Annotated in this window: 26 protein-coding genes; 19 read left to right on the plus strand and 7 right to left on the minus strand. The window is 72.1% G+C overall.

Features of this window, described 5'->3' with window-relative positions; all coding sequences use genetic code 11:
• The first annotated feature begins 3 nt into the window (after window positions 1–3).
• The 9 genes from ACF1BN_RS34460 to ACF1BN_RS34500 all read left to right on the plus strand — a co-directional run bounded on the left by ACF1BN_RS34460 (window position 4) and on the right by ACF1BN_RS34500 (window position 6,369).
• Window positions 4–381, plus strand: a complete 378-nt coding sequence (locus ACF1BN_RS34460) for a TadE/TadG family type IV pilus assembly protein (protein ID WP_392335522.1) — start codon at window positions 4–6, stop codon at window positions 379–381.
• Window positions 378–845 carry a TadE/TadG family type IV pilus assembly protein gene (locus ACF1BN_RS34465; protein ID WP_392335523.1) on the plus strand — a complete coding sequence of 156 codons (468 nt, stop codon included), beginning with the start codon at window positions 378–380 and terminating at the stop codon, window positions 843–845. The genes ACF1BN_RS34460 and ACF1BN_RS34465 overlap by 4 nt, the downstream gene beginning before the upstream one ends.
• The gene (locus tag ACF1BN_RS34470; protein WP_392335524.1) at window positions 842–2,197 is read left to right on the plus strand and encodes a CpaF family protein; all 1,356 of its coding nucleotides are present in this window, start codon (window positions 842–844) and stop codon (window positions 2,195–2,197) included. Before ACF1BN_RS34465 ends, ACF1BN_RS34470 begins: the two co-directional genes overlap by 4 nt.
• Window positions 2,198–2,229: 32 nt before the next feature.
• Entirely contained in the window at window positions 2,230–3,180 is a 951-nt protein-coding gene (locus ACF1BN_RS34475; RefSeq protein ID WP_392335525.1) for a type II secretion system F family protein, read from the plus strand.
• A 16-nt stretch (window positions 3,181–3,196) separates the two neighbouring features.
• Entirely contained in the window at window positions 3,197–4,084 is an 888-nt protein-coding gene (locus tag ACF1BN_RS34480) for a DUF5936 domain-containing protein (protein WP_392335567.1), read from the plus strand.
• Window positions 4,085–4,267: 183 nt separating this feature from the next.
• A complete protein-coding gene (locus ACF1BN_RS34485; protein WP_392335526.1) occupies window positions 4,268–4,465 on the plus strand; it encodes a Flp family type IVb pilin in 198 nt (65 codons plus the stop codon).
• A gap of 2 nt (window positions 4,466–4,467) precedes the next feature.
• On the plus strand, window positions 4,468–5,127 hold the full coding sequence (locus ACF1BN_RS34490; RefSeq protein ID WP_392335527.1) for a pilus assembly protein TadG-related protein: 660 nt from the start codon (window positions 4,468–4,470) through the stop codon (window positions 5,125–5,127).
• Between the two features lie 12 nt (window positions 5,128–5,139).
• Window positions 5,140–5,724 (plus strand): hypothetical protein, encoded by a 585-nt coding sequence (locus ACF1BN_RS34495; RefSeq protein ID WP_392335528.1) that lies wholly within the window; start codon window positions 5,140–5,142, stop codon window positions 5,722–5,724.
• 9 nt (window positions 5,725–5,733) lie between these two features.
• A complete protein-coding gene (locus ACF1BN_RS34500; RefSeq protein ID WP_392335529.1) occupies window positions 5,734–6,369 on the plus strand; it encodes an OmpA family protein in 636 nt (211 codons plus the stop codon).
• A 58-nt stretch (window positions 6,370–6,427) separates the two neighbouring features.
• Here the strand turns inward: ACF1BN_RS34500 and ACF1BN_RS34505 are convergent, their stop codons facing one another.
• The 3 genes from ACF1BN_RS34505 to ACF1BN_RS34515 form a co-directional block, all read right to left on the minus strand.
• Window positions 6,428–6,778: a hypothetical protein gene (locus ACF1BN_RS34505; RefSeq protein WP_392335530.1), complete on the minus strand. Its 351-nt coding sequence runs from the start codon at window positions 6,776–6,778 to the stop codon at window positions 6,428–6,430.
• A 2-nt stretch (window positions 6,779–6,780) separates the two neighbouring features.
• Entirely contained in the window at window positions 6,781–7,317 is a 537-nt protein-coding gene (locus ACF1BN_RS34510) for a DUF6232 family protein (RefSeq protein ID WP_392335531.1), read from the minus strand.
• Window positions 7,318–7,507: 190 nt separating this feature from the next.
• Window positions 7,508–8,377, minus strand: coding sequence for a hypothetical protein (locus ACF1BN_RS34515; RefSeq protein ID WP_392335532.1), 870 nt, complete (start codon window positions 8,375–8,377; stop codon window positions 7,508–7,510).
• 390 nt (window positions 8,378–8,767) lie between these two features.
• On the opposite strand from ACF1BN_RS34515, the gene ACF1BN_RS34520 reads away from it, so the two are divergent.
• The 3 genes from ACF1BN_RS34520 to ACF1BN_RS34530 all read left to right on the plus strand — a co-directional run bounded on the left by ACF1BN_RS34520 (window position 8,768) and on the right by ACF1BN_RS34530 (window position 11,519).
• Window positions 8,768–9,109 (plus strand): hypothetical protein, encoded by a 342-nt coding sequence (locus tag ACF1BN_RS34520; protein ID WP_392335533.1) that lies wholly within the window; start codon window positions 8,768–8,770, stop codon window positions 9,107–9,109.
• A 76-nt stretch (window positions 9,110–9,185) separates the two neighbouring features.
• Window positions 9,186–10,256: a hypothetical protein gene (locus ACF1BN_RS34525; RefSeq protein WP_392335534.1), complete on the plus strand. Its 1,071-nt coding sequence runs from the start codon at window positions 9,186–9,188 to the stop codon at window positions 10,254–10,256.
• A gap of 96 nt (window positions 10,257–10,352) precedes the next feature.
• Window positions 10,353–11,519 (plus strand): hypothetical protein, encoded by a 1,167-nt coding sequence (locus ACF1BN_RS34530; protein ID WP_392335535.1) that lies wholly within the window; start codon window positions 10,353–10,355, stop codon window positions 11,517–11,519.
• A 151-nt stretch (window positions 11,520–11,670) separates the two neighbouring features.
• On the opposite strand, the gene ACF1BN_RS34535 is transcribed toward ACF1BN_RS34530, so the two are convergent.
• On the minus strand, window positions 11,671–12,048 hold the full coding sequence (locus ACF1BN_RS34535) for a DUF192 domain-containing protein (protein ID WP_392335536.1): 378 nt from the start codon (window positions 12,046–12,048) through the stop codon (window positions 11,671–11,673).
• A gap of 124 nt (window positions 12,049–12,172) precedes the next feature.
• On the opposite strand from ACF1BN_RS34535, the gene ACF1BN_RS34540 reads away from it, so the two are divergent.
• Window positions 12,173–12,910, plus strand: a complete 738-nt coding sequence (locus tag ACF1BN_RS34540) for a prepilin peptidase (RefSeq protein ID WP_392335537.1) — start codon at window positions 12,173–12,175, stop codon at window positions 12,908–12,910.
• A gap of 359 nt (window positions 12,911–13,269) precedes the next feature.
• Here the strand turns inward: ACF1BN_RS34540 and mgrA are convergent, their stop codons facing one another.
• Window positions 13,270–14,307: an L-glyceraldehyde 3-phosphate reductase gene (mgrA, locus tag ACF1BN_RS34545; RefSeq protein WP_392335538.1), complete on the minus strand. Its 1,038-nt coding sequence runs from the start codon at window positions 14,305–14,307 to the stop codon at window positions 13,270–13,272.
• 128 nt (window positions 14,308–14,435) lie between these two features.
• On the opposite strand from mgrA, the gene ACF1BN_RS34550 reads away from it, so the two are divergent.
• The 5 genes from ACF1BN_RS34550 to ACF1BN_RS34570 all read left to right on the plus strand — a co-directional run bounded on the left by ACF1BN_RS34550 (window position 14,436) and on the right by ACF1BN_RS34570 (window position 20,144).
• Window positions 14,436–15,197: an isoprenyl transferase gene (locus ACF1BN_RS34550; RefSeq protein WP_392335539.1), complete on the plus strand. Its 762-nt coding sequence runs from the start codon at window positions 14,436–14,438 to the stop codon at window positions 15,195–15,197.
• A 307-nt stretch (window positions 15,198–15,504) separates the two neighbouring features.
• On the plus strand, window positions 15,505–16,830 hold the full coding sequence (locus ACF1BN_RS34555) for a PhoH family protein (RefSeq protein ID WP_392335540.1): 1,326 nt from the start codon (window positions 15,505–15,507) through the stop codon (window positions 16,828–16,830).
• A 398-nt stretch (window positions 16,831–17,228) separates the two neighbouring features.
• Window positions 17,229–17,966, plus strand: coding sequence for a transglycosylase SLT domain-containing protein (locus tag ACF1BN_RS34560; RefSeq protein WP_376606227.1), 738 nt, complete (start codon window positions 17,229–17,231; stop codon window positions 17,964–17,966).
• Window positions 17,967–18,066: 100 nt separating this feature from the next.
• Complete coding sequence (locus ACF1BN_RS34565; protein WP_392335541.1) at window positions 18,067–19,476, plus strand: AI-2E family transporter; 1,410 nt, start codon at window positions 18,067–18,069, stop codon at window positions 19,474–19,476.
• Window positions 19,473–20,144: a hypothetical protein gene (locus tag ACF1BN_RS34570; protein WP_392335542.1), complete on the plus strand. Its 672-nt coding sequence runs from the start codon at window positions 19,473–19,475 to the stop codon at window positions 20,142–20,144. Before ACF1BN_RS34565 ends, ACF1BN_RS34570 begins: the two co-directional genes overlap by 4 nt.
• 66 nt (window positions 20,145–20,210) lie before the next feature.
• Here ACF1BN_RS34570 and ACF1BN_RS34575 read toward each other — a convergent pair whose 3' ends face one another.
• Window positions 20,211–20,744 (minus strand): alkyl hydroperoxide reductase, encoded by a 534-nt coding sequence (locus ACF1BN_RS34575; protein ID WP_392335543.1) that lies wholly within the window; start codon window positions 20,742–20,744, stop codon window positions 20,211–20,213.
• 2 nt (window positions 20,745–20,746) lie between these two features.
• A complete protein-coding gene (locus ACF1BN_RS34580) occupies window positions 20,747–21,301 on the minus strand; it encodes a peroxiredoxin (protein WP_376597403.1) in 555 nt (184 codons plus the stop codon).
• Window positions 21,302–21,434: 133 nt separating this feature from the next.
• Here ACF1BN_RS34580 and ACF1BN_RS34585 point away from each other — a divergent pair, with 133 nt between their 5' ends.
• Complete coding sequence (locus ACF1BN_RS34585; RefSeq protein WP_392335544.1) at window positions 21,435–22,409, plus strand: hydrogen peroxide-inducible genes activator; 975 nt, start codon at window positions 21,435–21,437, stop codon at window positions 22,407–22,409.
• Window positions 22,410–22,472 lie beyond the last annotated feature (63 nt).

Raw genomic sequence — 22,472 nt, forward strand, 5'->3', positions numbered from 1 at the left:
CCCATGGACGGGCAGCGGGGACGCGGCGACCGGGGCCAAGTGGCGGTGGAGTTCACCGGCATGGTCCCGGTCATCCTGCTGACCCTCGCGCTGCTCTGGCAGGTGGTGCTGGTCGGGTACACCTACATCCTGGCCGGGAACGCGGCGGACGAGGCGGCGCGTGCCGCCGCCGTCGACGGCGGCGACTGCGACGGCGCCGCCCGCAGACACCTCGACGGGGCGTGGGCGGGAGCCACGGTGGACTGCGGAGATCCGTCCGGCGGCATGGTCACCGTGACCGTCACGGTCCCGGTCCCGGTCCTCTTCCCCGGCCTCGGCTCCTTCGACGGCGTCCCCGCGACGGCCGGAGCGATCGACGAGAGGCCGGTGACCACCCCGTGAACCGGAAGAGGGTGGGGCGGGCCGGCGCCCCCGCGGGCGGTACGGGCCTGCCGGGCGACGCCCCTCGGAGCCGTACCGCATCCCGTCCTCACCGCCGGGACCGCGGCCAGGCGGCCATCGAATACCTCGGCTTCCTGCCCATCCTGCTCATCGTCGGGCTCGCCGGACTCCAGCTCGGACTGGCCGCCTACGCGGCGCAGCAGGCGGGGACGGCCGCGCGGGCGGGGGCCCGGGCCGCGTCCAGCGACGCCGAGGAAGCCCCGGGCGCGGAGGCGGCCCAGCGGGCCGCCGTCAGCGGATGGCTCGATCTGACCCCCGGCACGGCCGTCGAGGGAGACGGACAGGTGACGGTCACCGCCGTCGTCCGCGTCCCCCAGGTCGTCCCCTTCTGGACCTTCGACCCGGTCCGCAAGACCGCCACCATGCCCCTGCCTCGGACCCCGGAGGAGGACGAGATCCCATGAGCCTGCGCGCCCGCATCCACCACGCCGGTGACGACCCGCGCGCCCTCGGGCCCGGCGGGGGCCGGGAGGACGGCCACCTCGTCGCGTCCTTCCGGGCGAAGCTCCTGGAGGAGATCGACCTCACCGAGATGTCCGCGCTCGCGGCGGCCGAACGCCGGGCCCGGCTCGAACGCGTCCTCGGGCACATCATCAGCCGCGAGGGCCCGGTCCTCTCCACCGCCGAACGCGGCCGGCTGATCCGCCGGGTCGTCGACGAGGCCCTCGGGCTCGGTGTCCTCGAACCGCTCCTCGAAGACGCCTCCATCACCGAGATCATGGTCAACGGCCCCGACCAGATCTACATCGAGCGCGGCGGACGGGTCGAACTCCTCCCGCTGCGCTTCGCCTCCCACGAGCAGCTGATGCAGACCATCGAGCGGATCGTCTCCACCGTCAACCGGCGCGTGGACGAGTCCAACCCGATGGTCGACGCCCGCCTGCCCTCCGGCGAGCGCGTCAACGTGATCATCCCGCCGCTCTCCCTGACCGGCGCCACGCTCACCATCCGCCGCTTCCCCCGCGCCTACACCCTCCACGAGATGATCGGCCTCGGCTCGCTCGACGAGCAGATGCTGCTGCTCCTCTCCGGCCTGGTCCAGGCGAAGTTCAACATCATCGTGTCCGGCGCCACCGGCACCGGCAAGACGACCCTCCTCAACGCCCTCTCCGGCCTCGTCCCCGAGGGCGAGCGGATCATCACCATCGAGGACTCCGCCGAGCTCCAGCTCCAGCAGTCCCACGTCATCCGCCTCGAAGCGCGGCCGCCCAACATCGAGGGCCGCGGCCAGGTCACCATCCGCGACCTCGTCCGCAACTCGCTCCGCATGCGCCCCGACCGGATCATCGTCGGCGAGGTCCGCGGCGGCGAGACCCTCGACATGCTCCAGGCCATGTCCACCGGCCACGACGGCTCCCTCGCCACCGTCCACGCCAACGCGGCCGAGGACGCCCTCATGCGCCTCCAGACCCTCGCCTCCATGTCCGAGGTCAAGGTCCCCTTCGAGGCGCTGCGCGACCAGATCAACAGCGCCGTCGACGTCCTCGTGCAGCTCACCCGGCACCCCGACGGCACCCGCCGCGTCACCGAGATCGCCATCCTCGCCTCGCACGGCCGCGAACGCTTCCTCCTCGCCACCGTCTGCCACTTCCAGGCCGAACCGCTCTCCGCCGACGGGCGCGTCCACGGCCGGTACGTCCACCACCCGCTCCCGCGCCGCGTCGCCGAGCGCCTCTACATGGCCGGCCAGCCGATACCGCCCGCGTTCGGCGTGGCCGCCGACGACACCCACCTCGCCACCCGCGAAGCGACCTAGGAGGCCCCGATGACGGACCTGGGAGGGCCCCGATGGCCTCGCTGACCGACCCCTTCTGGCTGACGGCCGGAGCGGCGCTGCTCGCCGGCGTCCTCGGCGTCGTCGGCGTACAGGCGTACGCGAACGGGGCGCGGCGCCACGCCGCGCTCGTCGCCCGCCTCGACGACACCGCCGCGCCCGAGGCGACCGGCCGGCGCCGGCGTCGCTTCCCCGCACTGGATCGACGGGTCCGGGGCACCGCGCCCGGCCGGGCCCTGGAGCGCCGGATCGCCGCGACGGGGCTCGACCTGACGCCCGGGGAGTTCACGGTCGCGCTGGCGGCGTCGGTGGCCGTCCTCTGGATCATCGGCCAGGCCGCGCTCTCGCCCTTCTTCGGCCCGATCTGCGGCCTACTGGGGATATGGGTGGCGCTCGGCTACCTCGGCTGGCAGCGGCAGAAGCGCATCGAGCGCTTCATCAACCAGCTCCCGGAACTCTCCCGCATCCTGGCCAACGCCACCCAGGCCGGTCTCGCCCTCCGCATGGCGATCAGCCTGGCGGCGGACGAGATGGAGTCCCCGGCGGGCGACGAACTGGAGAAGGTGGCACAGCAGCTGGCCGTCGGCACGTCCCTCGACGACGCCCTCGACGAACTCGCCGAACGGCTCCCCTCCCGGGAACTCGTCGTCCTCGTCACGACCCTGGTCCTCGCCAACCGGGCCGGCGGCACCGTCGTCTCCTCGCTCCGCAACCTCACCGACACGCTGGAGCAGCGCAAGGAGACCCGGCGCGAGGTCCGCACCCAGCTCTCCCAGGTGAGCATGACGGCGTACGCGGTGCCGGTCATCGGCTTCGGCTCGCTCCTCCTCATCGACAACATGCAGCCGGGCGCGCTGGACCGGATGACCGGCTCGCCGCTGGGCCAGGGCGCGGTCGTGATCGCCTGCGCCCTGTACGTCCTCGGCTTCGCTGTCATCCGCCGCTTCTCGAAGATCGACGTGTAGGGGACTGGTACGGATGCTGGAACTGTCCCTCGCCCTCCTCGCCGCCCTCTCGGTCGCCGGCCTCGCGTACGGGCTCCGCCTCTACCACGCCGACGCCCGGCTCCCCGACGACCTCCGCCTCGCCCTGGAGGTCGGCGCGACCCGCACCGGCGCGGTCGACTCCGCCGTCGACCGCCTCGGCATGCGCTGGTCCCCGACGGTCCTGCGCTGGATGGGCCCGAAGCGGGTCGGCGCGGTCCGCCGCCGCATCGACCTGGCCGGAAACCCCGGCGGCCTCACCATCGACCGCTACGGGGCGCGCAGGGCCGTGTACGGCTTCCTGGGCGGCCTCGGCGGCCTGCTGATGCTGACCCGGGGCTCGTACGTCACGGCGGCGCTGCTCTTCGCCTTCGGGGCGCTCTGGACGGAGGTCGGCATCTGGTCGGCGGTCCGCATCCGCAAGGACCAGATCGAACGCACCCTCCCCGACTTCCTCGACGTCCTCGCGGTCGTCGTCTCGGCGGGCCTCGGCTTCCGCCAGGCCCTGGAGCGGGTCGCGGACAAGTACTCGGGCCCCTGGTCCGACGAACTCCGCATCACCCTGCGCCAGATGGACATGGGCGTCACCCGCCGCCAGGCCTTCGACGAACTGCGCCGCCGCAACGACTCGGAGCAGGTGGCCCAGTTCGTGACCGCCCTCCAGCAGGGCGAGGAGCTGGGCGCCCCCATCGTCGACACGCTGATCCAGATCGCCGAGGACATGCGCCGCACGGACGCGCAGAACGCGCGCCGCAAGGCCGCGAAGGCGGTGCCCAAGGCGACGATGGTCATCACGACCCTGATGGTCCCCGCCACCATGATCCTCCTGGGCGCGGGCCTCTTCCTGGGCACGGGGACCGACCTCGACTCGATCGCCGGCGAATGAGGCGGCCCCCGATGTCACTTCCCCCAACTCCCCGCGAGACCCCCACCCCAGGCCATAACCTGCCGGAGTACAAGGTCCCGCCCATGCCCAGATCTGACGAACGACTCCCGGGACCCTGTGCACCACGGGGACCACGGGCGTACCGTGCGACTGCGCAAGCGTCAGACCGCGGAGGGGACCACGATGAACGACGCGCTGCTGAAGGCCCTGACAAAGGCCCGACTCCACTGGTCGGCCCGGGGAGACCGGGGTCAGACGGCGGTGGAGTATTTGGGGATCATTGTGGTGGTGGTGGCGATTGTGGTGGCCATTACCGGTACGGATATCGGCACGACGATTCTGACGGCCATCAAGAACAAGATCGCGGATCTCACTGGCTGACGGTGCGGCGCGGAGGGCGTGAGTCAGGTCAGGCGTTTCCCGCCTACATTGCGGTCATCGCCGGGCTGTTGTTTCTCGCCCTCGTGTACTTCGCCGTAGGGCAGGCCGCCGTTTTGCGCAATGGCGCTCAGACTGCTGCCGACGCAGCAGCCCTAGGAGCTGCGCAAGATGCCCGCGATCAGCTCCGGGAGGGTTGGCTTGATGTGATCGGTGATCCGGTTCAATGGCCTCGATTCGTCCGGGGCGAGGTGTACGAGACCGATCTGGCGTGTCAGAGTGCCACCGCCCTCGCCTCCGCGAACGGTGCCTCGCTTCTGCCTGAAGACTGTGTGCCGTTGGACTTCGGCTTCGCCGTGACCGTTCACACCAGGGAAACCGTAGGGGAATCGATCGTCCCGGGAACGGATGATCAGCAGGCTGAGGCCACAGCTTCAGCCGTGATCGAGCCGCTCTGTACGTTCTATCCGCCCGAACCGACTTCCGAACCGACCTTGGATCCGAGCACGGAACCGGATCCGTCCAGTACGCCGTCGGAGGAGCCACCCGATCCAATCTCAGACCTCATCTGCGAGGACCAGGTTTGGGGGATCGACCCGGATGAGCCAGTGCTTCCTGGGGCCGATGTCCTGTTCCGCGTCCGATTGACTGGCGACGACGAGTAAGGAAGCGCATTCATGAACGTCTCGTACGCGAGAGGAGGGTTCATCGCCCTCGCGGTCTCGGCCTCGTTGCTGGTTGCCGGTTGCGGCACCGACGAAGAGCCCAAGGCGTCCAATAAGCCGAGTACGGCTTCTTCGCCCTCTCAGCAGGCCACCCCCACGGAGGCGGAGCAGGGTGCGGAGGAATCGCCTGAAGAGCAGCAGGAGCCATTGGTCGTTGCGAAGGGGCAGGACGGCTTCGAGCTGGCCATCGGTTCGGCGGAGCGCGATGCGGGCGGATTTCTCACGGTGAAGGGGACCCTGAAGAACACGTCGGCGAAGGGGCGCGCGGTACCCGATGCGGTGAGGGGCAACGAGACGGAGGTGCTGAAGCACGGCACTTCGCTCGGTGGCGCTACCCTCGTGGACGGCTCGGCAAAGAAGCGCTACTACGTCCTGCGTGACACGGACGGCCGCCCGTTGGCCACCACGGGACTGAGCATCGTCGCGGCAGGGAAGTCTCTTGATGTGTTCATGCAATTCCCCGCACCCCCCGCCTCCACCACCGAGGTCTCCTTCCAGCTGCCCACCTTCGAGCCCGCCACGCTCAAGCTGTCCTGAGGTGACGTCATGACTACGACGACTACGGGGCGACGAAGCAGACTGGCCGCGCTGGTGACCGTGGCGGTCGTCACGGTGTGGGCCGCGGGGGGAGGCGTCGCGGTCGCGGACGATCCGCCCGGCAGCACCAGTTCCTCGCCGCCGCCCGCCATCGAATCGAACTCGCCCGGGCTGATGCTGCCCGACGGGGCGACGCTCGCGCCCGCGAAGGTGCTCGACATCAAGCAGATCGTCGAGGAGGAGGGCGGCGAGCAGCGGCGTGAGGACACGAACGTGGACGTGACGTTCGCGCTCCAGGCCGAGGTGCTGTTCGCGAAGAACAGCGCCAAGCTCAGCCCCGCCGCGACCGCGCGGATCCGCGCCATCGCCGGCGAGGTGCGGACGCAGGGCTCCGGGAAGGTGCGCGTCTTCGGGTTCACCGACAACCTTGGGACCTACGAGCACGGGCTGAAGCTCTCCAAGGAGCGGGCCGTCGCCGTGCAGCAGGTTCTCGCCCGGGAGTTGGAGCCGGGGACCGCGTACGACATCCGCGGGTACAGCGAGGACTACCCGATCGCCGACAACCGCACCGAGGAGGGGCGGAATAAGAACCGTCGCGTGGAGATCTCCTTCCCGCGGACCGTTCCGCCGCCCGCCGCTCCGTGAGGAGGACGGAGGGCCGCCCGTCGCTCGTTCCGGCGGGCGGCCCCCTCGCCGCGTCGCGTCAGGCGGCGCCGAGCGCGGCCAGCAGCGCCTGGACCGCGGCCACGACCGGGCCGCCCACCGTGCCCACGAGCGCCGCGATGCCGGCGATGCGGGTGAGCGGGCCCTCCAGTTCGGCGCGGGTGGCGCCGGGGTCGAGGTCCGCCGCCGCCGCGTCGAGCTCCGCGCGGCGCGTGTCGTCGAGGTGGGTGCGGAGTCCTTCGATGGCCGCGAGGAGCTCGTCGAGTGCCGTCGACGGGGCGGCCGGCGCGGCGTTGACGGTCTTGCCGCCGGCCACGATGTCGCCGGAGCCGGAGTGGTTCGCGCTGCCGATGCTGCCCGCGCCGTACTGGTGGATCTGATCGCTGCTCATCGTCATCCCGCCTGGATGTTGCCGTGGCCGAAGTGGTTGGCCTGTCCGATGCTGTTGGCGCCGTACTGCTGGATGATGTCCCCGTGGTGCACGGCGTGCTGGACGTAGAAGACCTTCTGGGCCTCGTCCGGCTTGCCGATCGCCTTGGTGATCTCCAGGACGAGGTGGTCGATCTCGGCCTTCTCGGTGCTCCAGACGGTGTCCCGCTGGGTGCCCGCCGTGTTCACGATCAGGCCGTAGAGGACCGGGAGGTCCGGCTGCCGCACCTTGGCGACGAGCCGCCAGATCATGAGGCCGACGATGATCACGACCGGCAGGTAGAACAGGTCGTTCTTGAGGGAGCTCGCGATGGCCGCGCCGATGGCGGCGACGAGCCAGATCCGGGCGATGCCGACGACCAGATCCTTGCCGATCTTCTTCTTCACGGGTACGAGGCGGCGCTGTCCCACGTGGGAGATGTTTCGCAGGGGGTAGGCGTCACCGCCGACCCATAAAGACCCGGTGTGGATCTGTACCTCTACCGGGTTGTGACGTGCCATGCGCGTCCCCTTCCCCTTCCCCAGTGAACCGGTGGCTCACTCTAGCGGAGTAAGGACCGGATTCAGCTGGCTCAAATGCGGGGGTGGGAGCGGGGGTTGGGGCCTCGTGCGCCCCTCGTGCGCCCCACGCTCCCCACGCGTCGCACCCACCGCGCCCACCCGCCGCACGCACCCCTCTCTCCCTCCCCCCTCACCCGCCGAGGTCCGCCAGCGCCGCCCGTACCGCCGCCGTCGTCCTGGCCGGGTGCGTGAAGACCTCCCGGGCGGTGAAGCGCAGCACCCGGCGGACCTCCGGGCAGGACTGGAGCGCGTTGAAGCGGGCGATGTCCCGCTCGTGGGCCCGGCGCGTGCCGTGGTACGCGTACCCCTCCACCTCCACCGCGAGGCCCGCCGCGCGGAAGAGGAAGTCCGGGTGGAGGACGCGGCCCCCGGGCGTACGCAGGCGCGGCTGGCACTCCGGGAGGAGCCCGGCGTCGGCCATCCGCAGGCGGGCGACCGTCTCCGCCGGGGAGCCGGCGGCGGGGTTCACCAGCGGGAGCCACGCGCGGGCGCGCGGGGCGCCCGGGCGGCGGACGGCCAACTGCGCGGCCAGGTCCCCGTACCGGACCGGCGGGTCCCTGCGGACGCCCTCGACGACCCGGCGGGCCAGTGCCGAGTCCGCCGCCACCACCGCCTCCTCCCTGCTCCCGCACGTCCGTATCAGGTCGGCGACCGTCCGCGCGGCCGTCGTCGCCCGCAGACCCCGGCGCAGGCACACGTCCTCCGGCGGGAGGGACGCCCGGGATCCGGGAGGGGCGGCAGGGGCGGCGAGGAGCTCGATCCGGTGGAGCCGGGCCGCCGTGCCGTGGCTGCAGACCCGGCGCGGCCGCAGCAGTTGGAGCGCGGTCTCCCTGACCCGCCAGTCCGTCTCCTTGCCGGGCGCCGCCCAGGCTCCCCGGCAGATCCGCTGCCAGCCGTCCCGCCGCAGGCGCGCGGCGAGCCGGCCCGGCGGCCAGCCCGCCGCGAGCGCCCAGACCGTCAGGAGCACCCCGCCCCGGGCGAGGATCGCCAACTCGTACATACGCGCAACGATCCACGGAAGAGCGACACTTCGCACCCCCTGTGGAAAACCAGCCGAAAGTTGTCCCCAGGAATGCGTAAAAGTGTCAGGACGGGAGGTCGGGGGAGGAGCATTCTGGACCGAAACACCACAACGTCCCGGGGCAGGGCCGCGATGCAGCACACCAGTCCTCAGACCACGACCGACAGACCCGACACCTCACCCGGCGGAGCCGACACCACACCCGGCGGACCCGCCGCCACACCCGGCGGAGCCGACTCCCCGCCTCTCAGACCCGCCTCCACCACATCCGCCTCCACCACATCCGCTTCCACCGCATCCGCCTCCACCACACCCGGCGGAGCCGGCTCCGCACCCGGCGGGCCCGCCGCGGCCGACACCGCACCCGGTGTGCAGCTCGTCCACGACCTCGTCGTCCACGTGCCCGGATTCCAGGGCGCGTACGACAGGCATGTCTTCGGGCAGGGCGGCGTCCTGCCGCACGTCTTCTTCTGGGACGTCGTCCAGAGCACGGTCGGCTCCTATCTGGCGGAGGAGGCGGAGCCGGACTGGCGGCGCACCCTCGCCTTCCTGGAGGAGCGGTGCTGTCGCGGCGACACCGGAGTCGACGAGGTCATCGTCACCTCGTTCCTCGGCGACCTGCCCTCCCCGCAGGAGCCCGGGCACGGCATCGTCGGGCATCTCGGCCCCGTCATGGCCGAGCGGTTCGAGCGCATGAGGCCGCAGGGCTGACGTACGGACGGGGCTTCACGGGCACGGCGGCTGGGTAGCGTCCCGGGGTCATCCGAGGGTCCCTGGAGGCCGAGGCGTGCTGAGCGAAGACGACATCCTGGCGGCGGTACGGCGCAGTCTCGGAGGCGCCGGGGCGGACGGCGCGGTCTTTCCGGCGCAGGGCGCCCGCATCACCCGGCATCTGCTCGTAGACGGGGAGATAGTCCGCTGCGTCGAGTCCCGCGAGGAGCGCCCCGGTTTCCACCGGGGCGTCCTCGACCTGTCGGACCGGCCCGCGTACGACGACATCGACCGGTACGCGCTGCCGGCCCCCGCCGACCCCGGGACCCGCTCGACCCTGCTGCTGGTGCGGCGCGGTTCGGTGGAGGCCCGGGCCTGTGCGGTGTGCGCCAACGGCCGGCAGCACTGCGCGCGCTGCCGGGGCGCCGGGGACGTGCACTGTCCGCCGTCCGTGCCCTGCGCGGCCTGCAAGGAAGGCCTCTGCTGCCTCAGCTGCGAGGGCTCGGGCAAGCGCGCCCGCGAGGCGGCGGACCGGCCCGAGGGCGAGACGGCGGTCCGGGTCCGCTGCCGGCGGTGCGGGGCGGAGGACGCGGCGTGCGCGAAGTGCCGGGGGGTCGGTCCGCGGAAGTGCTCGGTCTGCGGCGGGAGCGGGTCCCGTCCCTGCCCGGACTGCGCGGGGGCAGGCACGGTGAGCCACGGCTTCTGCGGCGGCACCGGCAGATACGTGGAGTGGACCGAGGGGGTCATCGCCCGCGAGCCCGTCGTGGACGCGATCAAGGAGACCTCGTCCCTGCCCGCCCGGGCCTTCGGGTGGACGAACGAGTACGACGCCTGGGCCCGTGTCGACCTCGTCGGCGAGGAGGCCGTCCCGGTGGCCGGGGAGGACACCGACCCGGAGGCCGCCGCCTTCCTGAAGCCCCGCCTCGCGGTCCACGACGGCGAGGTCGGCCGCCGCGTCGCCGTGCGCCACCTGTCACTGGCCCGCGTCACGCACGACGCGCACCCCCACCGCGTGTACATCGTGATCCCGGGCGGGGCCGCGCCCCGGGTCGTCCCGCTGCGCTCCTGGCGCCGCACCTGGCAGCTGGCCGCCGTCGCGCTGCTCCTCGTCGCCGCCACCGTCACGGTCGCCCGCCTCCTGGCGTAGGCGGTACGGAACGGCGGACGCCGCAGGCCGACGGGCGCGTCGAAGCCGTCCGGGCCGCGTCGGAAGCCTTCCGCCCGCCTCGGGATAATCGGGCCCATGCCCCCGCCGACCAGCCGACCCCCTTCCCCGGCCCGACCCCCTGTCCCATCCCCAACCCCGTCCCCATCTCCATCTCCACCCCCGTCCCCGCTCCTCCTCGCCCTCGGCGGCTACGCCCTCACCCGGCTGCTCGGGCTCGTCGCGCTCGCCGTGGCCTCCGCCGCGACCGGGAAGGACGGCTTCCACCGGCTGAGCGGGCGGTGGGACTCGGTCTGGTACGTGCGGATCGCCGAGCAGGGGTACGGGTACCAGATCACGCTGCCGAACGGGGACGTCCACTCCGACCTGGCGTTCTTCCCGCTCCTCCCCGCCCTGGAACGCGCCCTCTCCACCGTCCTGCCGCTCGACGCCGCCGGGGCGGGACTGCTCGTCTCCTGGACCGCGTCGGTCGCCGCCGCGTGGGGGATCTTCCGCTGCGGCGAGCACGTCGTCTCGGCGCGGGCCGGCGTCCTGCTGGCGGTGCTGTGGGGCGTGTACCCGACCGCGTTCGTGCAGTCGATGGCGTACACCGAGACGCTGTTCACCGCGCTCGCGGCCTGGTCGCTGTACGCGGTGCTGCGCGGCCGGTGGATCCTCGCCGGGCTGCTCTGCGCGTGCGCCGGGCTGACCAGGCCGACCGCCGCCGCGCTGATCGCCGCCCTCGGCGTCACCGCCGTCGTGAGCCTGGTCCGGGACCGGCGGCTGCCGTGGCGGACGGTCGCCGGGGTGCTCCTCGCGCCGCTCGGCTGGCTGGGGTACGTCGTGTACGTCGGCGTCCGCGAGTCGAGTGCCACCGCGTACTTCGACGTCCAGGCGGCCTGGGGGAACTCCATCGACGGCGGGGTCGCCCTCGCCCGTTTCATCGCCTCCCTGCCCTGGCCCGCCTCCCTCGGCCTGTGCGCGGCGCTGGCGCTCCTGGCGTGGCTGGTGGCGCTCTGCGTACGGCAGCGGCAGCCGCTGCCCCTGCTCGCCTACACCGTCGGCGTGGTCGTGGTGTCGCTGGTGGGGGCCGCGTACTTCGGATCGCGGCCCCGCCTGATGATGCCCGCCTTCGGGCTGCTGCTCCCGCCCGCCGCCGCGCTCGCCCGCCGCCGTACCGGCACCGCCGTCACGGTCCTCGTCGTCCTCGCCATGGCCTCCGCGGTCCACGGCGCCCTCACGTTGCTGGGCTCGGGCCCGCCCTGACGGCCCTCACAGGAAGACCCCGACCCCTCCCGTCGGGCCCCCGGCTTTCCGCCCTCACCGTCAGACTCGGTCAGCCGCGGCTCCGGCCCTCCCGTCAGGCCCGGTCGAACCCCCGGCTCCCCGCCCCACCGTCACGCCGCCCGCCCCACCGTCAGGCGCCGGCCCCGCCCCCGCCGGAAGGCTCCACGGCCACCCGCACCCCCGGCCGCAGCCCCCATCCCGCCATCGCGCCCGCCTCCGCCTCCAGCACGTGGCGGGCGCGGAGCCGGAGCGCCCCGAGCCGGCCGGGAGGCATGGTGACCACGGCGAGGACCCGCAGGTGCCGGTCCAGGTGGGCGACGTCGATCGGGAAGCGCATGCCGAAGGTGTGGACGCTGCTCGTCGGCGTGAGGAGCATCGCTCCCGCGATCCCGTCCCGCCCGAGCAGCCCGCGCCGCCGCGCCCGGTAGGAGGCCGCGATCTCCACCGGGACCACCGCGCCGCCCGGTACCGCCAGTGACCCCGTCCCGTCGCGCCAACTCCGCCCCATGGCCCCGACCTTAACGTCCTGGCCGGGCCGTACCGCTCCGCCCCATGACGCCGACCCCAACGTCCTGGCCGGGCCGTACCGCTCCGGTCCGGCCCCGACGCCCTGGAGGGCCTAAGGTCGGCCCGTGCACGCCTCGCTGATCGCTCTCGCCGCCCTGTGGGGTGCCGCCGTCGGGCTGCTGGTGCCGCGGGCCGCGTACCGGCTCTCGGTGGAGCCGGAGGAGGCCTGGCGCGAGCTGTGCCCCGCGGGGCACGTGCTCGCCGGGCCGGCCCGCGGGTGGCTCGGCGGGCCGGGGCGGGACGCCTGCGCGACGACGCCGGCGCCGTTCGCGGTGCCGGTGCTGACCGCGCTGGTCTGCGCGCTGCTCGCCGCGGCCACCGGTGGGCCCCGGCCCGAGCTCGCCGTCTGGCTGCTCGCCGCGCCGTTCGGGGTGCTGCTCGCCTGCGTCGACGTGCGGGTGCAGCGGCTGCCGGACGGGCTGACGCTGCCGCTCGCGCTCGCCGTGCCGCTGCTCCTGGGGGCCGCCGAGCTCGCCCCGTACGACGCCGGGTCCTGGGCCCACGCGCTGCTCGGGGCCCTCGCGCTCGGCGGCGGCTATCTCGCGCTGCACCTGATCAGCCCGCGGGGCCTCGGCTTCGGCGACGTGAAGCTGGCCCTGCCGCTGGGCGCCGCCCTCGGCTGGTACGGCTGGGGCGTGCTCTTCACCGGCGCCTTCCTGGGCTTCCTGCTGGGCGCGGGATACGGCTTCGGGCGTGTCCTGCTCGGCCGGGCGGGGCGCTCCTCGGCGATCCCGTTCGGTCCCTTCATGCTCTCCGGCGCCCTCCTGGGCCTCGCCCTCGGCGCCTTCACCGCCGTCCCCTGACCCGCGCCCGACCCCGGCTCCCCCCGGAGGGCCGGCCGGACGCGCAGCGCCATGGCGTCGTCGCGGAGCGCCACTCCACCCGCGTCCACCAGCCGCGGCGTCAACGCGGGGCGGGCACCGGGCGTTCCCCCGTCGGAGGGACGGAAGTCCGCCGCCACGCCGGGGCGCAAACCCGCCACAGAGGGCTGGAACCCTTGTGCCGCCTGGGATCCGGGGAAATCCGACGGCTTCGCCCGGCGCACGTGGCGCGCAGCCCGACTATTGAAGGGTTATGGTGGAACCCCCCCCTCGGGCCGGTCCGTATCCCCCCCACGGACCGGCCCGTTTTTTCTTTCCCGGTGCGTCGTGACCCGTGCGGGTCAGCCCCGTCCGGCCCAGATGTTGGTGCCGGCGGTGTCGACGGCGAAGGAGTCGATCTCCTTCAGCTCCGCGTCCGTGAGCGGGGCGGAGGCCAGCGCGGCCACGTTCTCCTCCAGCTGCCCGACGCTCGACGCGCCGATCAGGGCCGAGGTCATCCGCGGGTCCCGCAGCACCCACTTCAGCGCCAGCTGGGCCAGCGACTGCCCGCGACGCTCGGCGATCCCGGCGAGGCCGTGGAGCCGGCGCAGCACCTCCTCGGAGAGCAGGTTCGGGTCGAGGGACTTGCCCTGGGTGGCGCGGGAGCCCTCCGGGACGCCCTTCAGGTACTTGTTGGTGAGCAGGCCCTGGGCGAGCGGCACGAAGGAGATGCAGCCCATGCCTGCCGTCTCCAGGGTGTCGAGCAGCCGGTCGTCCTCGGTCCAGCGGTTGATCATCGAGTACGAGGGCTGGTGGATCAGGGCCGGGACGCCCATCTCCTTCAGCAGGCGGGCGGCCTCGGCGGTCTGCTCCGCGTTGTACGAGGAGACGCCGACGTACAGCGCCTTGCCCTGCCGGACCGCGGAGGCGAGCGCCCCCATGGTCTCCTCCAGCGGGGTCTCCGGGTCGAAGCGGTGCGAGTAGAAGATGTCGACGTGGTCGAGGCCCATCCGCTTCAGGGAGGCGTCGAGCGAGGACAGCAGGTACTTGCGGGAGCCCCACTCGCCGTACGGGCCGGGGTGCATCTCGTATCCGGCCTTGGTCGAGATGATCAGCTCGTCCCGGTAGGGGGCGAAGTCCTGGGCGAAGATCTTGCCGAAGTTCAGCTCGGCCGAGCCGGGCGGCGGGCCGTAGTTGTTCGCCAGGTCGAAGTGGGTGACGCCGAGGTCGAAGGCGCGGCGCAGGATCGCCCGCTGGGAGTCGAGTGTCCGGTCGTCGCCGAAGTTGTGCCACAGGCCCAGGGAGACGGCGGGGAGCTTGAGCCCGCTGCGGCCCGAGCGGCGGTACTCCATGGAGTCGTAGCGCTCCGCGGCGGCGCGGTAGAGGGGGGAATCAGTCACGTATCCAGGCTTATCACGGACTTGTGACACTCCCGTGGGGAGTTGTGACACGCCCGGACTGGGACGCTTCATCCGGCCGCAGTAGTGTGGCGGCTTGCGATCCGCCCGCCCATGGAGGGTAAAGAACAGTGAACCTGCGCGACCTGGTGTACGGGCTCTACGCACGCCGGGTGGAAGGCCGTCTCGACCACGATCAGGTGCCCAAGCACATCGGGGTCATCCTCGACGGCAACCGGCGCTGGGCGAAGGCGTCCGGCGGCACTCCCGAGCAGGGACACAAGGCCGGCGCGGACAAGATCCGGGAGCTGCTCGGCTGGTGCGCCGAGACGGACGTCGAGGTCGTGACGCTCTGGATGCTCTCCACGGACAACCTGAGCCGCCCCGAGGCGCAGCTGGTCCCGCTGCTCGGGATCATCGAGGACGCGGTGAAGGCGCTCGCCTCGGACGGGCGCTGGCGGGTGCACCACGTGGGCACCATGGACCTGCTGCCCGCCCGGACCCAGAGGGTCCTCAAGGAGGCCGAGGAGTCCACCCGGGGCAACGCCGGGATACTCGTCAACGTCGCCGTCGGCTACGGCGGCCGGCAGGAGATCGCGGACGCGGTCCGCTCGCTCCTCCTGGACCACGCCGAGCGCGGCACCAGCTTCGAGGAGCTGGCCGAGACCGTCTCCATCGACCTGATCTCCGAGCACCTGTACACGCGCGGGCAGCCCGACCCGGATCTGGTGATCCGCACCAGCGGCGAGCAGCGCCTGTCCGGTTTCATGCTGTGGCAGAGCGCGCACTCCGAGTACTACTTCTGCGAGGTCCACTGGCCGGCCTTCCGCAAGGTCGACTTCCTGCGGGCGCTGCGCGACTACGCCGCCCGGCACCGGCGCTACGGCTCCTGAGGCCCCACCCCCTCCGTCCGAGGTCAGGTCCCGGGGGCGTCACCGCACGTTCACGCACACGCCGTCATATGCCCTGGCATGGCCGGGAGTGTTCGAGGGCATAACCCTGGTGAAGTGAGCGGCACGGAGACCGCCACCCGGGAGGCCCCTTGCACCAGGACGACCGTGCGGGACACGTACGGGAGAAGCGGAGGGCCGGAGTTCGGCCCGCGCAGGGCGGTCCGATCCCGGTCCCATTCCGCCGCGACAACGGTGATTCCGTCGCACCCCGGCCTTTTTCGGGTCTTCAGAGGGGGTCTGTCCTTCCGTGGTGACCAGCACGAAGCGCCGCCTTTCCGACCGGCGCACCTATGTTCTCGACACCAGCGTCCTGCTCGCCGACCCCAAGGCGATGTCCCGCTTCGAGGAGCACGAGGTCGTGCTCCCCATCGTGGTGGTGACGGAGCTGGAGGCGAAGAGGCATCACCCCGAGCTCGGCTACTTCGCCCGCCAGGCACTGCGCCTGCTGGACGACTTCCGGGTCAGGTACGGACGCCTGGACGCCCCCCTCCCCGTCGGGGAGCTCGGCGGCACGCTGAGGGTCGAGCTCAACCACTCCGACCCCGGCATCCTCCCGGCCGGCTACCGGCTGGGGGACAACGACTCCCGGATCCTCGCGGTCGCGCGGAACCTCCAGGCGGAGGGGTACGACGTCACCGTCGTCTCCAAGGACCTGCCGCTGCGCATCAAGGCGTCCTCGGTGGGCCTGCTCGCCGAGGAGTACCGCGCGGAGCTCGCCATCACGGACACCGACGGGTGGAACGGGATGTCCGAGCTGAGCCTCTCCGCCGAGCAGATCGACCTCCTGTACGACCAGGAGCGGCTGTACGTGCCGGAGGCGTCCGAGCTGCCCGTGCACACCGGCCTGGTGCTCCAGTCGGAGCGCGGCAAGGCGCTCGGCAGGATCGGCGCCGACGGGAACGTGCGGCTGGTCCGCGGCGACCGGGAGGCGTTCGGGATCCGGGGCCGCAGCGCCGAGCAGCGGATCGCGCTCGACCTGCTCCTCGACCCGGAGGTCGGGATCATCTCGATGGGCGGCCGGGCCGGCACCGGCAAGTCCGCGCTCGCGCTCTGCGCGGGCCTGGAGGCCGTCCTGGAGCGCCGGCAGCACCAGAAGGTGATGGTCTTCCGTCCGCTGTACGCGGTCGGCGGCCAGGACCTCGGCTATCTGCCGGGCAGCGAGTCGGAGAAGATGAGCCCGTGGGCGCAGGCGGTCTTCGACACGCTCTCGGCCGTCGCCGGCCGCGAGGTGATCGAGGAGGTGCTGTCCCGGGGGATGCTGGAGGTCCTGCCGCTCACCCACATCCGGGGCCGTTCCCTCCACGACGCGTTCGTCATCGTGGACGAGGCCCAGTCCCTGGAGCGGAACGTCCTGCTGACCGTTCTGTCCCGTATCGGGGCGAACTCGCGGGTGGTCCTCACCCATGACGTGGCCCAGCGGGACAACCTGCGGGTGGGGCGGTACGACGGAGTCGTCGCCGTGGTCGAGAAGCTGAAGGGGCATCCGCTCTTCGCGCACATCACCCTGACCCGCTCGGAGCGGTCCCAGATCGCGGCCCTGGTCACCGAGATGCTGGAGGACGGACACCTGTAAGGAGCAGAGGTCCGATTCGTACTCTTTAGCTCCCGTACGGGAGTTGGCGCCGCCCGGCGAAGCGCAGGAGCTTAGCCGGGCGGCGCCCCCGTGTCCGCAACATCCGTCAAAACACAGGCGCCCGCCGGGGTGTGAGCTTTCACACGCAACACAGAATTGCCTCGCGGCGTCCGCGTCCGGCAGAGTCTTGCTTCCGTCAGGCCCCGCATACGGCACCCGTGCACCTTCGAGCGTTCGAAGGCGCGCAGCAGCACCGCACAACTCCACAATCGACGCCGTATGCCGCCCACAGCACCACGGGCCCGTGTCTTCTGTGACCCGGTACGACGAAGACCAGCGCGAGGGGCACGATTTCGCCCGCGTGGTCACCGCTGCGGGGGATGCTGGAAGGAAACCGTGTGAGCCGGATCTCGGTCCGGGGATTCGCGGTGGCGTCAGCCACTGCGGTCACCACCGTCGGCGCCGTCGTCGGAGTTGCCACGGGCAACGCCGCCCAGGCCACCTCTGACGACAACTTCGAGGCCGCCGCGGCCGACAGCACGCTGCTCGCGGACATCCCCGCCGGCGCGCAGGCGCAGGTGCAGGTCGCCTCCCTCGCGGAGCAGGCCGACGTCCAGGCCGCCGCCGCGGACGCCACCGCCCGCAAGGGAGCCGAGGAGGCCGCCCGCTTCAAGGCCGCCAAGGACGCCGAGGCCAAGAAGAAGGCCGCGGACGAGAAGGCGGAGCAGGAGAAGAAGGAAGCCGAGGAGCGCGCCGAGCGCGAGGCCCGCGAGAAGGAGGCGGCCGAGCGCGCCAGTCGCGACAGCGTCCGCGACGCGTCGAGCTTCTCCGCCCAGGGCTCGTACTCCATCTCCGAGGTCAAGGCGATCGCCCGCCAGATGATCCCGGCCTCGCAGTTCCAGTGCTTCAGCAACATCATCGACCACGAGTCCGGCTGGAACTACCGGGCGCAGAACCCGTCCTCCGGCGCCTACGGCCTCGTCCAGGCGCTGCCGGGCCACAAGATGTCCTCGGCCGGCGCCGACTGGCAGACCAACCCCGCCACCCAGATCAAGTGGGGTCTCAGCTACATGAACGGCCGCTACGGCAGCCCCTGCGGCGCCTGGTCGTTCTGGCAGGCCAACCGCTGGTACTAGACCGGCGCGCGCTCAACCTCCGGAAGCCCCGCACCGTCCTACGGTGCGGGGCTTCCGGCGTGTAGGTTGCCAGGGACCGAACGGGGGGAAGAAGGACGAGATGTCAAGACTGCCACGATGGGTGAGCCGGCTCGGGGAGGGCATCAGCCGCATCGGTAGCGAGCTGGACGCCCGGCGCGCCGAGGCCGACCGGCCCGAGGAGGCCGGACCGAGGGGAGCGCGACCGGCGGCGCCTGCCGCCGAGCCGGCCGGGGCCCCCGCCGCCGGTGCGGGTCCGGAGGGTGCCGCCGAGGGCGGCTTCCCGGAGGACCGCGCCGTCGTCCCCGCCCCGCCCGCCTACGCGCCCGCCGTCCCCGCCCGGCCCGACCCGGTCTCCGCCATCCCCTGGGGTCTGCGGGTCGCCGGCGAGGCCGGCTGGCGGCTGCTCGTCCTCGCCGGCACGGTCTGGGTGCTGATGCGGGTCATCAGCTCCGTCCAGCTCGTCGTCCTCGCCTTCGTCGCCGCGCTGCTCGTCACCGCCCTGCTCCAGCCGACCGTCGCCCGGCTGCGGACCATGGGCGTGCCGCGCGGGCTCGCCACCGCCATCACCGCCATCTCCGGCTTCGTCGTGATGGGCCTGGTCGGCTGGTTCGTGGTCTGGCAGGTGATGGACAACGTCGACACCCTCACCGACCGGGTCAGGGACGGCATCGAGGAACTCAAGCGCTGGCTCCTGGACAGCCCGTTCCACGTGACCGAGCGCCAGATCAACGACATCGCCAAGAACCTCAGCGACACCATCGGCGCCAACGCCGAACAGATCACCTCCTTCGGCCTCCAGGGCGTGACCGTCGTCGTCGAGACGATGACCGGCATCCTGCTCGCCATGTTCTCCACCCTCTTCCTGCTCTACGACGGCAAGAAGGTCTGGGAGTGGACGCTGAAACTGGTCCCGGCGCAGGCCCGTCCCGGCGTCGCCGGAGCCGGTCCGCGCGCCTGGCGCACCCTCACCGCCTATGTGCGCGGCACCGTCCTGGTCGCCCTCATCGACGCGGTCTTCATCGGCCTCGGGCTCTACTTCCTCGACGTGCCGATGGCGGTCCCGCTCGCCGTCTTCATCTTCCTCTTCGCCTTCATCCCGCTCGTCGGCGCCGTCATCTCCGGCGCCCTCGCGGTGCTCGTCGCCCTCGTCACCAACGGCGTGTTCACCGCGCTGATGGTGCTCGTCGTGGTCCTCGCCGTGCAGCAGATCGAGGGCCACGTCCTCCAGCCGTTCATCCTCGGCCGGGCCGTCCGCGTCCACCCGCTCGCCGTGGTCCTCGCGGTCGCCGCGGGCGGGCTGACCGCCGGCATCGGCGGTGCCGTCGTCGCCGTCCCGCTCGTCGCGGTCACCAACACCGTCGTCGGCTACCTCAAGGCGTGGAGTCAGGAACCGGCACTGCTCACCTCTCCCGAGCCGCGCGGCGCGACCGCCTTCGAGGTGGCGCCCACCCCGGCGCCCGGTTCGCCGGAGCGGAAGGGCAAGGCGTGATCTCCGAACCCGAACTGGTGGACGGCGCCCCCTTCGGGACGGCCGAGGTGCCGGCGGAGGAGGGCGAGCCGCGCCCGCCGCGCGGCCGCAGGCCCTGGCTGTGGGGGCTCGGCGGCGCGCTGGTCGCCTCCGCCCTGTGGGGCGCGGGGCTGTACGCGTACGGCCTGGCGCAGCGGGACGAGGGCGTGGACCTGGGCGGGTACAAGCCGGTCGAGGCGTTCTGCGACGCCGCGCGGATGAAGGCCATGGCCCTGGTCCTCGGCGAGCGGATCGAGGGCGGTCCCGGCCGCTTCCTCGACGAACCGGCCCTCAGCGAGAGCTCCTGCTACATCAACTTCGGCGAGGGCGAGCGGCAGCAGAGCGCCACCGTCTCGTACACCCTGCACAAGAAGATCGACCCCGAGGTCGAGTTCGACGCGCGCGCGAAGCACTCCGACCTGATCCTGCCGGTCTCCGGCGTCGGCGAGCGGGCGTTCTTCGGCGACCGGGGCGAGGACGGCGGCGCGATGCTGGTGCTCGACGGGCAGGCGGTGGTGCAGATCGACATCTACCGCAGCTACTACGAGAACGAGGACGGAGAGCCCGGCGAGGGCGCGCCGGACCTCTCGGGGATCGACGTGCCCATGACCCAGGACGTCCTCGCGCTCCTCGCGGAGCTCAAGAAGTAGCGGGAGCACGACGAAGGGCCCCGGAGCGGTCGTCCGCTCCGGGGCCCTTCGTCGTGCTCGTGCCGACTACTCGGCGAGGACGGCCTCGGCGTCCAGGGTGACGGCGACCGCCTGGATCACCGCGGCGATCTTGAACGCCTCCTGGATCGTCTCGCGGTCGACGCCGGCCTTGCGCAGGACCTGCTCGTGCGAGTCCAGGCACTGGCCGCAGCCGTTGATCGCGGAGACTGCGAGCGACCAGAGCTCGAAGTCGACCTTCTCGACGCCCGGGTTGCCGATGACGTTCATCCGCAGACCGGCCCGCATCGTCCCGTACTCGGGGTCCGACAGCAGGTGCCGGGTCCGGTAGAAGACGTTGTTCATCGCCATGATCGCGGCGGCGGACTTGGCGGCCTGGTACGCCTCGGGCTTCAGGTTCGCCTGCGCCTCGGGCTCCAGCTCCTTCAGCACCCTCGGCGAGCGCGAGGCGATCGCGCAGGCCAGCACGGTGCCCCACAGCTGCTGCTGCGGGAGCTCACTGTTGCCGATGACCGAACCGAGGTTCAGCTTCAGGTCCTTGGCGAAGTCCGGTACGGCGGACTTGAGCTCATCGAGGGCCATGCTCACTCACCGGCCAGGAGCTTGCCGGCGTCCAGGGTGTCCTCGCCCTTGCTCCAGTTGCAGGGGCAGAGCTCGTCGGTCTGCAGGGCGTCGAGGACCCGCAGGACCTCCTTGGGGTTACGGCCCACGGAACCGGCGGTCACCATGGTGAACTGGATCTCGTTGTTCGGGTCCACGATGAAGACGGCACGCTGGGCGAAGCCGTCCTCGCCGCGCACGCCGCAGTCGCTCATGAGCTCGTGCTTCGAGTCGGCGAGCATCGGGAAGGGCAGGTCACGCAGGTCGGCGTGGTCCTTGCGCCAGGCGTGGTGGACGAACTCGGAGTCGCCGGAGACGCCGAGGATCTGCGCGTCGCGGTCCGCGAACTCGTCGTTCAGCTTGCCGAAGGCGGCGATCTCGGTCGGGCAGACGAAGGTGAAGTCCTTCGGCCAGAAGAACACCACGCGCCACTTGCCCTCGTAGGACTTGTGGTCGATCTGCGCGAACTCCTTGCCGCTCTCCAGCGACACGCAGGCGGTCAGGTCGTAGGTGGGGAACTGGTTGCCGACAGTGAGCACGCGCTCTCCTTGCAGCTCGGAAGGGTCCCTTTTGGGGGCTTCCATGAGGGGTTGGACGGATCACAGCATGGCACGCAGTGCATTGATCAGGGAAATAGCTAGAGTGGGTCGTGTTGATCGAAGGTGGTTATCAGTGGCATCCCCGTACGTCCCCCAGCACTCCTCCCAGCGGGCCAAGCAGCCCAGCCTCTCCCAGCTCAGAGCGTTCGCGGCGGTCGCCGAGCATCTGCACTTCCGGGACGCGGCGGCCGCCATCGGCATGAGCCAGCCCGCGCTCTCGGGCGCGGTTTCGGCACTCGAAGAGGCACTCGGTGTCCAGCTCCTGGAGCGGACCACCCGCAAGGTGCTGCTCTCGCCCGCCGGTGAACGGCTCGCGGTCCGCGCCCGGGCCGTCCTCGACGCCGTCGCCGAGCTGATGGAGGAGGCCGAGGGCGCCCAGGCGCCCTTCACCGGGGTGCTGCGGCTCGGGGTCATCCCCACCGTCGCCCCCTATCTCCTCCCCGACGTCCTGCGGCTCGTCCACCGCCGCTACCCCGACCTCGACCTCCAGGTCCACGAGGAGCAGACCGCCACCCTCCTCGAAGGGCTCGCCGCCGGCCGGCTCGACCTGCTGCTGCTCGCCGTCCCCCTCGGGGTGCCCGGCGTCAGCGAGCTGCCGCTCTTCGACGAGGACTTCGTGCTCGTCACCCCGCAGGGGCATCCGCTGGCCGGCCGGGACGGCATCCCGCGCGACGCCCTGAAGGAACAGCGGCTGCTCCTCCTCGACGAGGGGCACTGCCTGCGCGACCAGGCCCTCGACATCTGCCGCGAGGCCGGGCGGGTGGACGGGCCCGAGGTCACCACCACCGCCGCCGGACTCGCCACCCTCGTGCAGCTGGTGGCCGGCGGGCTCGGCGTGACGCTGCTGCCGCGCACCGCCGTCACCGTCGAGACCGCCCGCAACACCGCCCTGTGGACCGGCGCCTTCGCCGAGCCCGCGCCCACCCGCCGGGTCGCCCTCGCGATGCGGGCCGGCGCGGCCCGCCAGTCCGAGTACGAGGAGCTCGCCGAGGCACTGCGCGAGGAACTGGCCGCCCTCCCCGTACGGGTGCTGGGCGCGGACGCCTGACCCCGCCGTCCTGCGGGACGCCTGACCCCTGCCGCCCTGCGGGACGCCTGACCCCTGCCGCCC

Origin of the sequence: Streptomyces sp. NPDC014861 (assembly GCF_043081625.1) — a bacterium.
Taxonomy (GTDB): Bacteria; Actinomycetota; Actinomycetes; order Streptomycetales; family Streptomycetaceae; genus Streptomyces.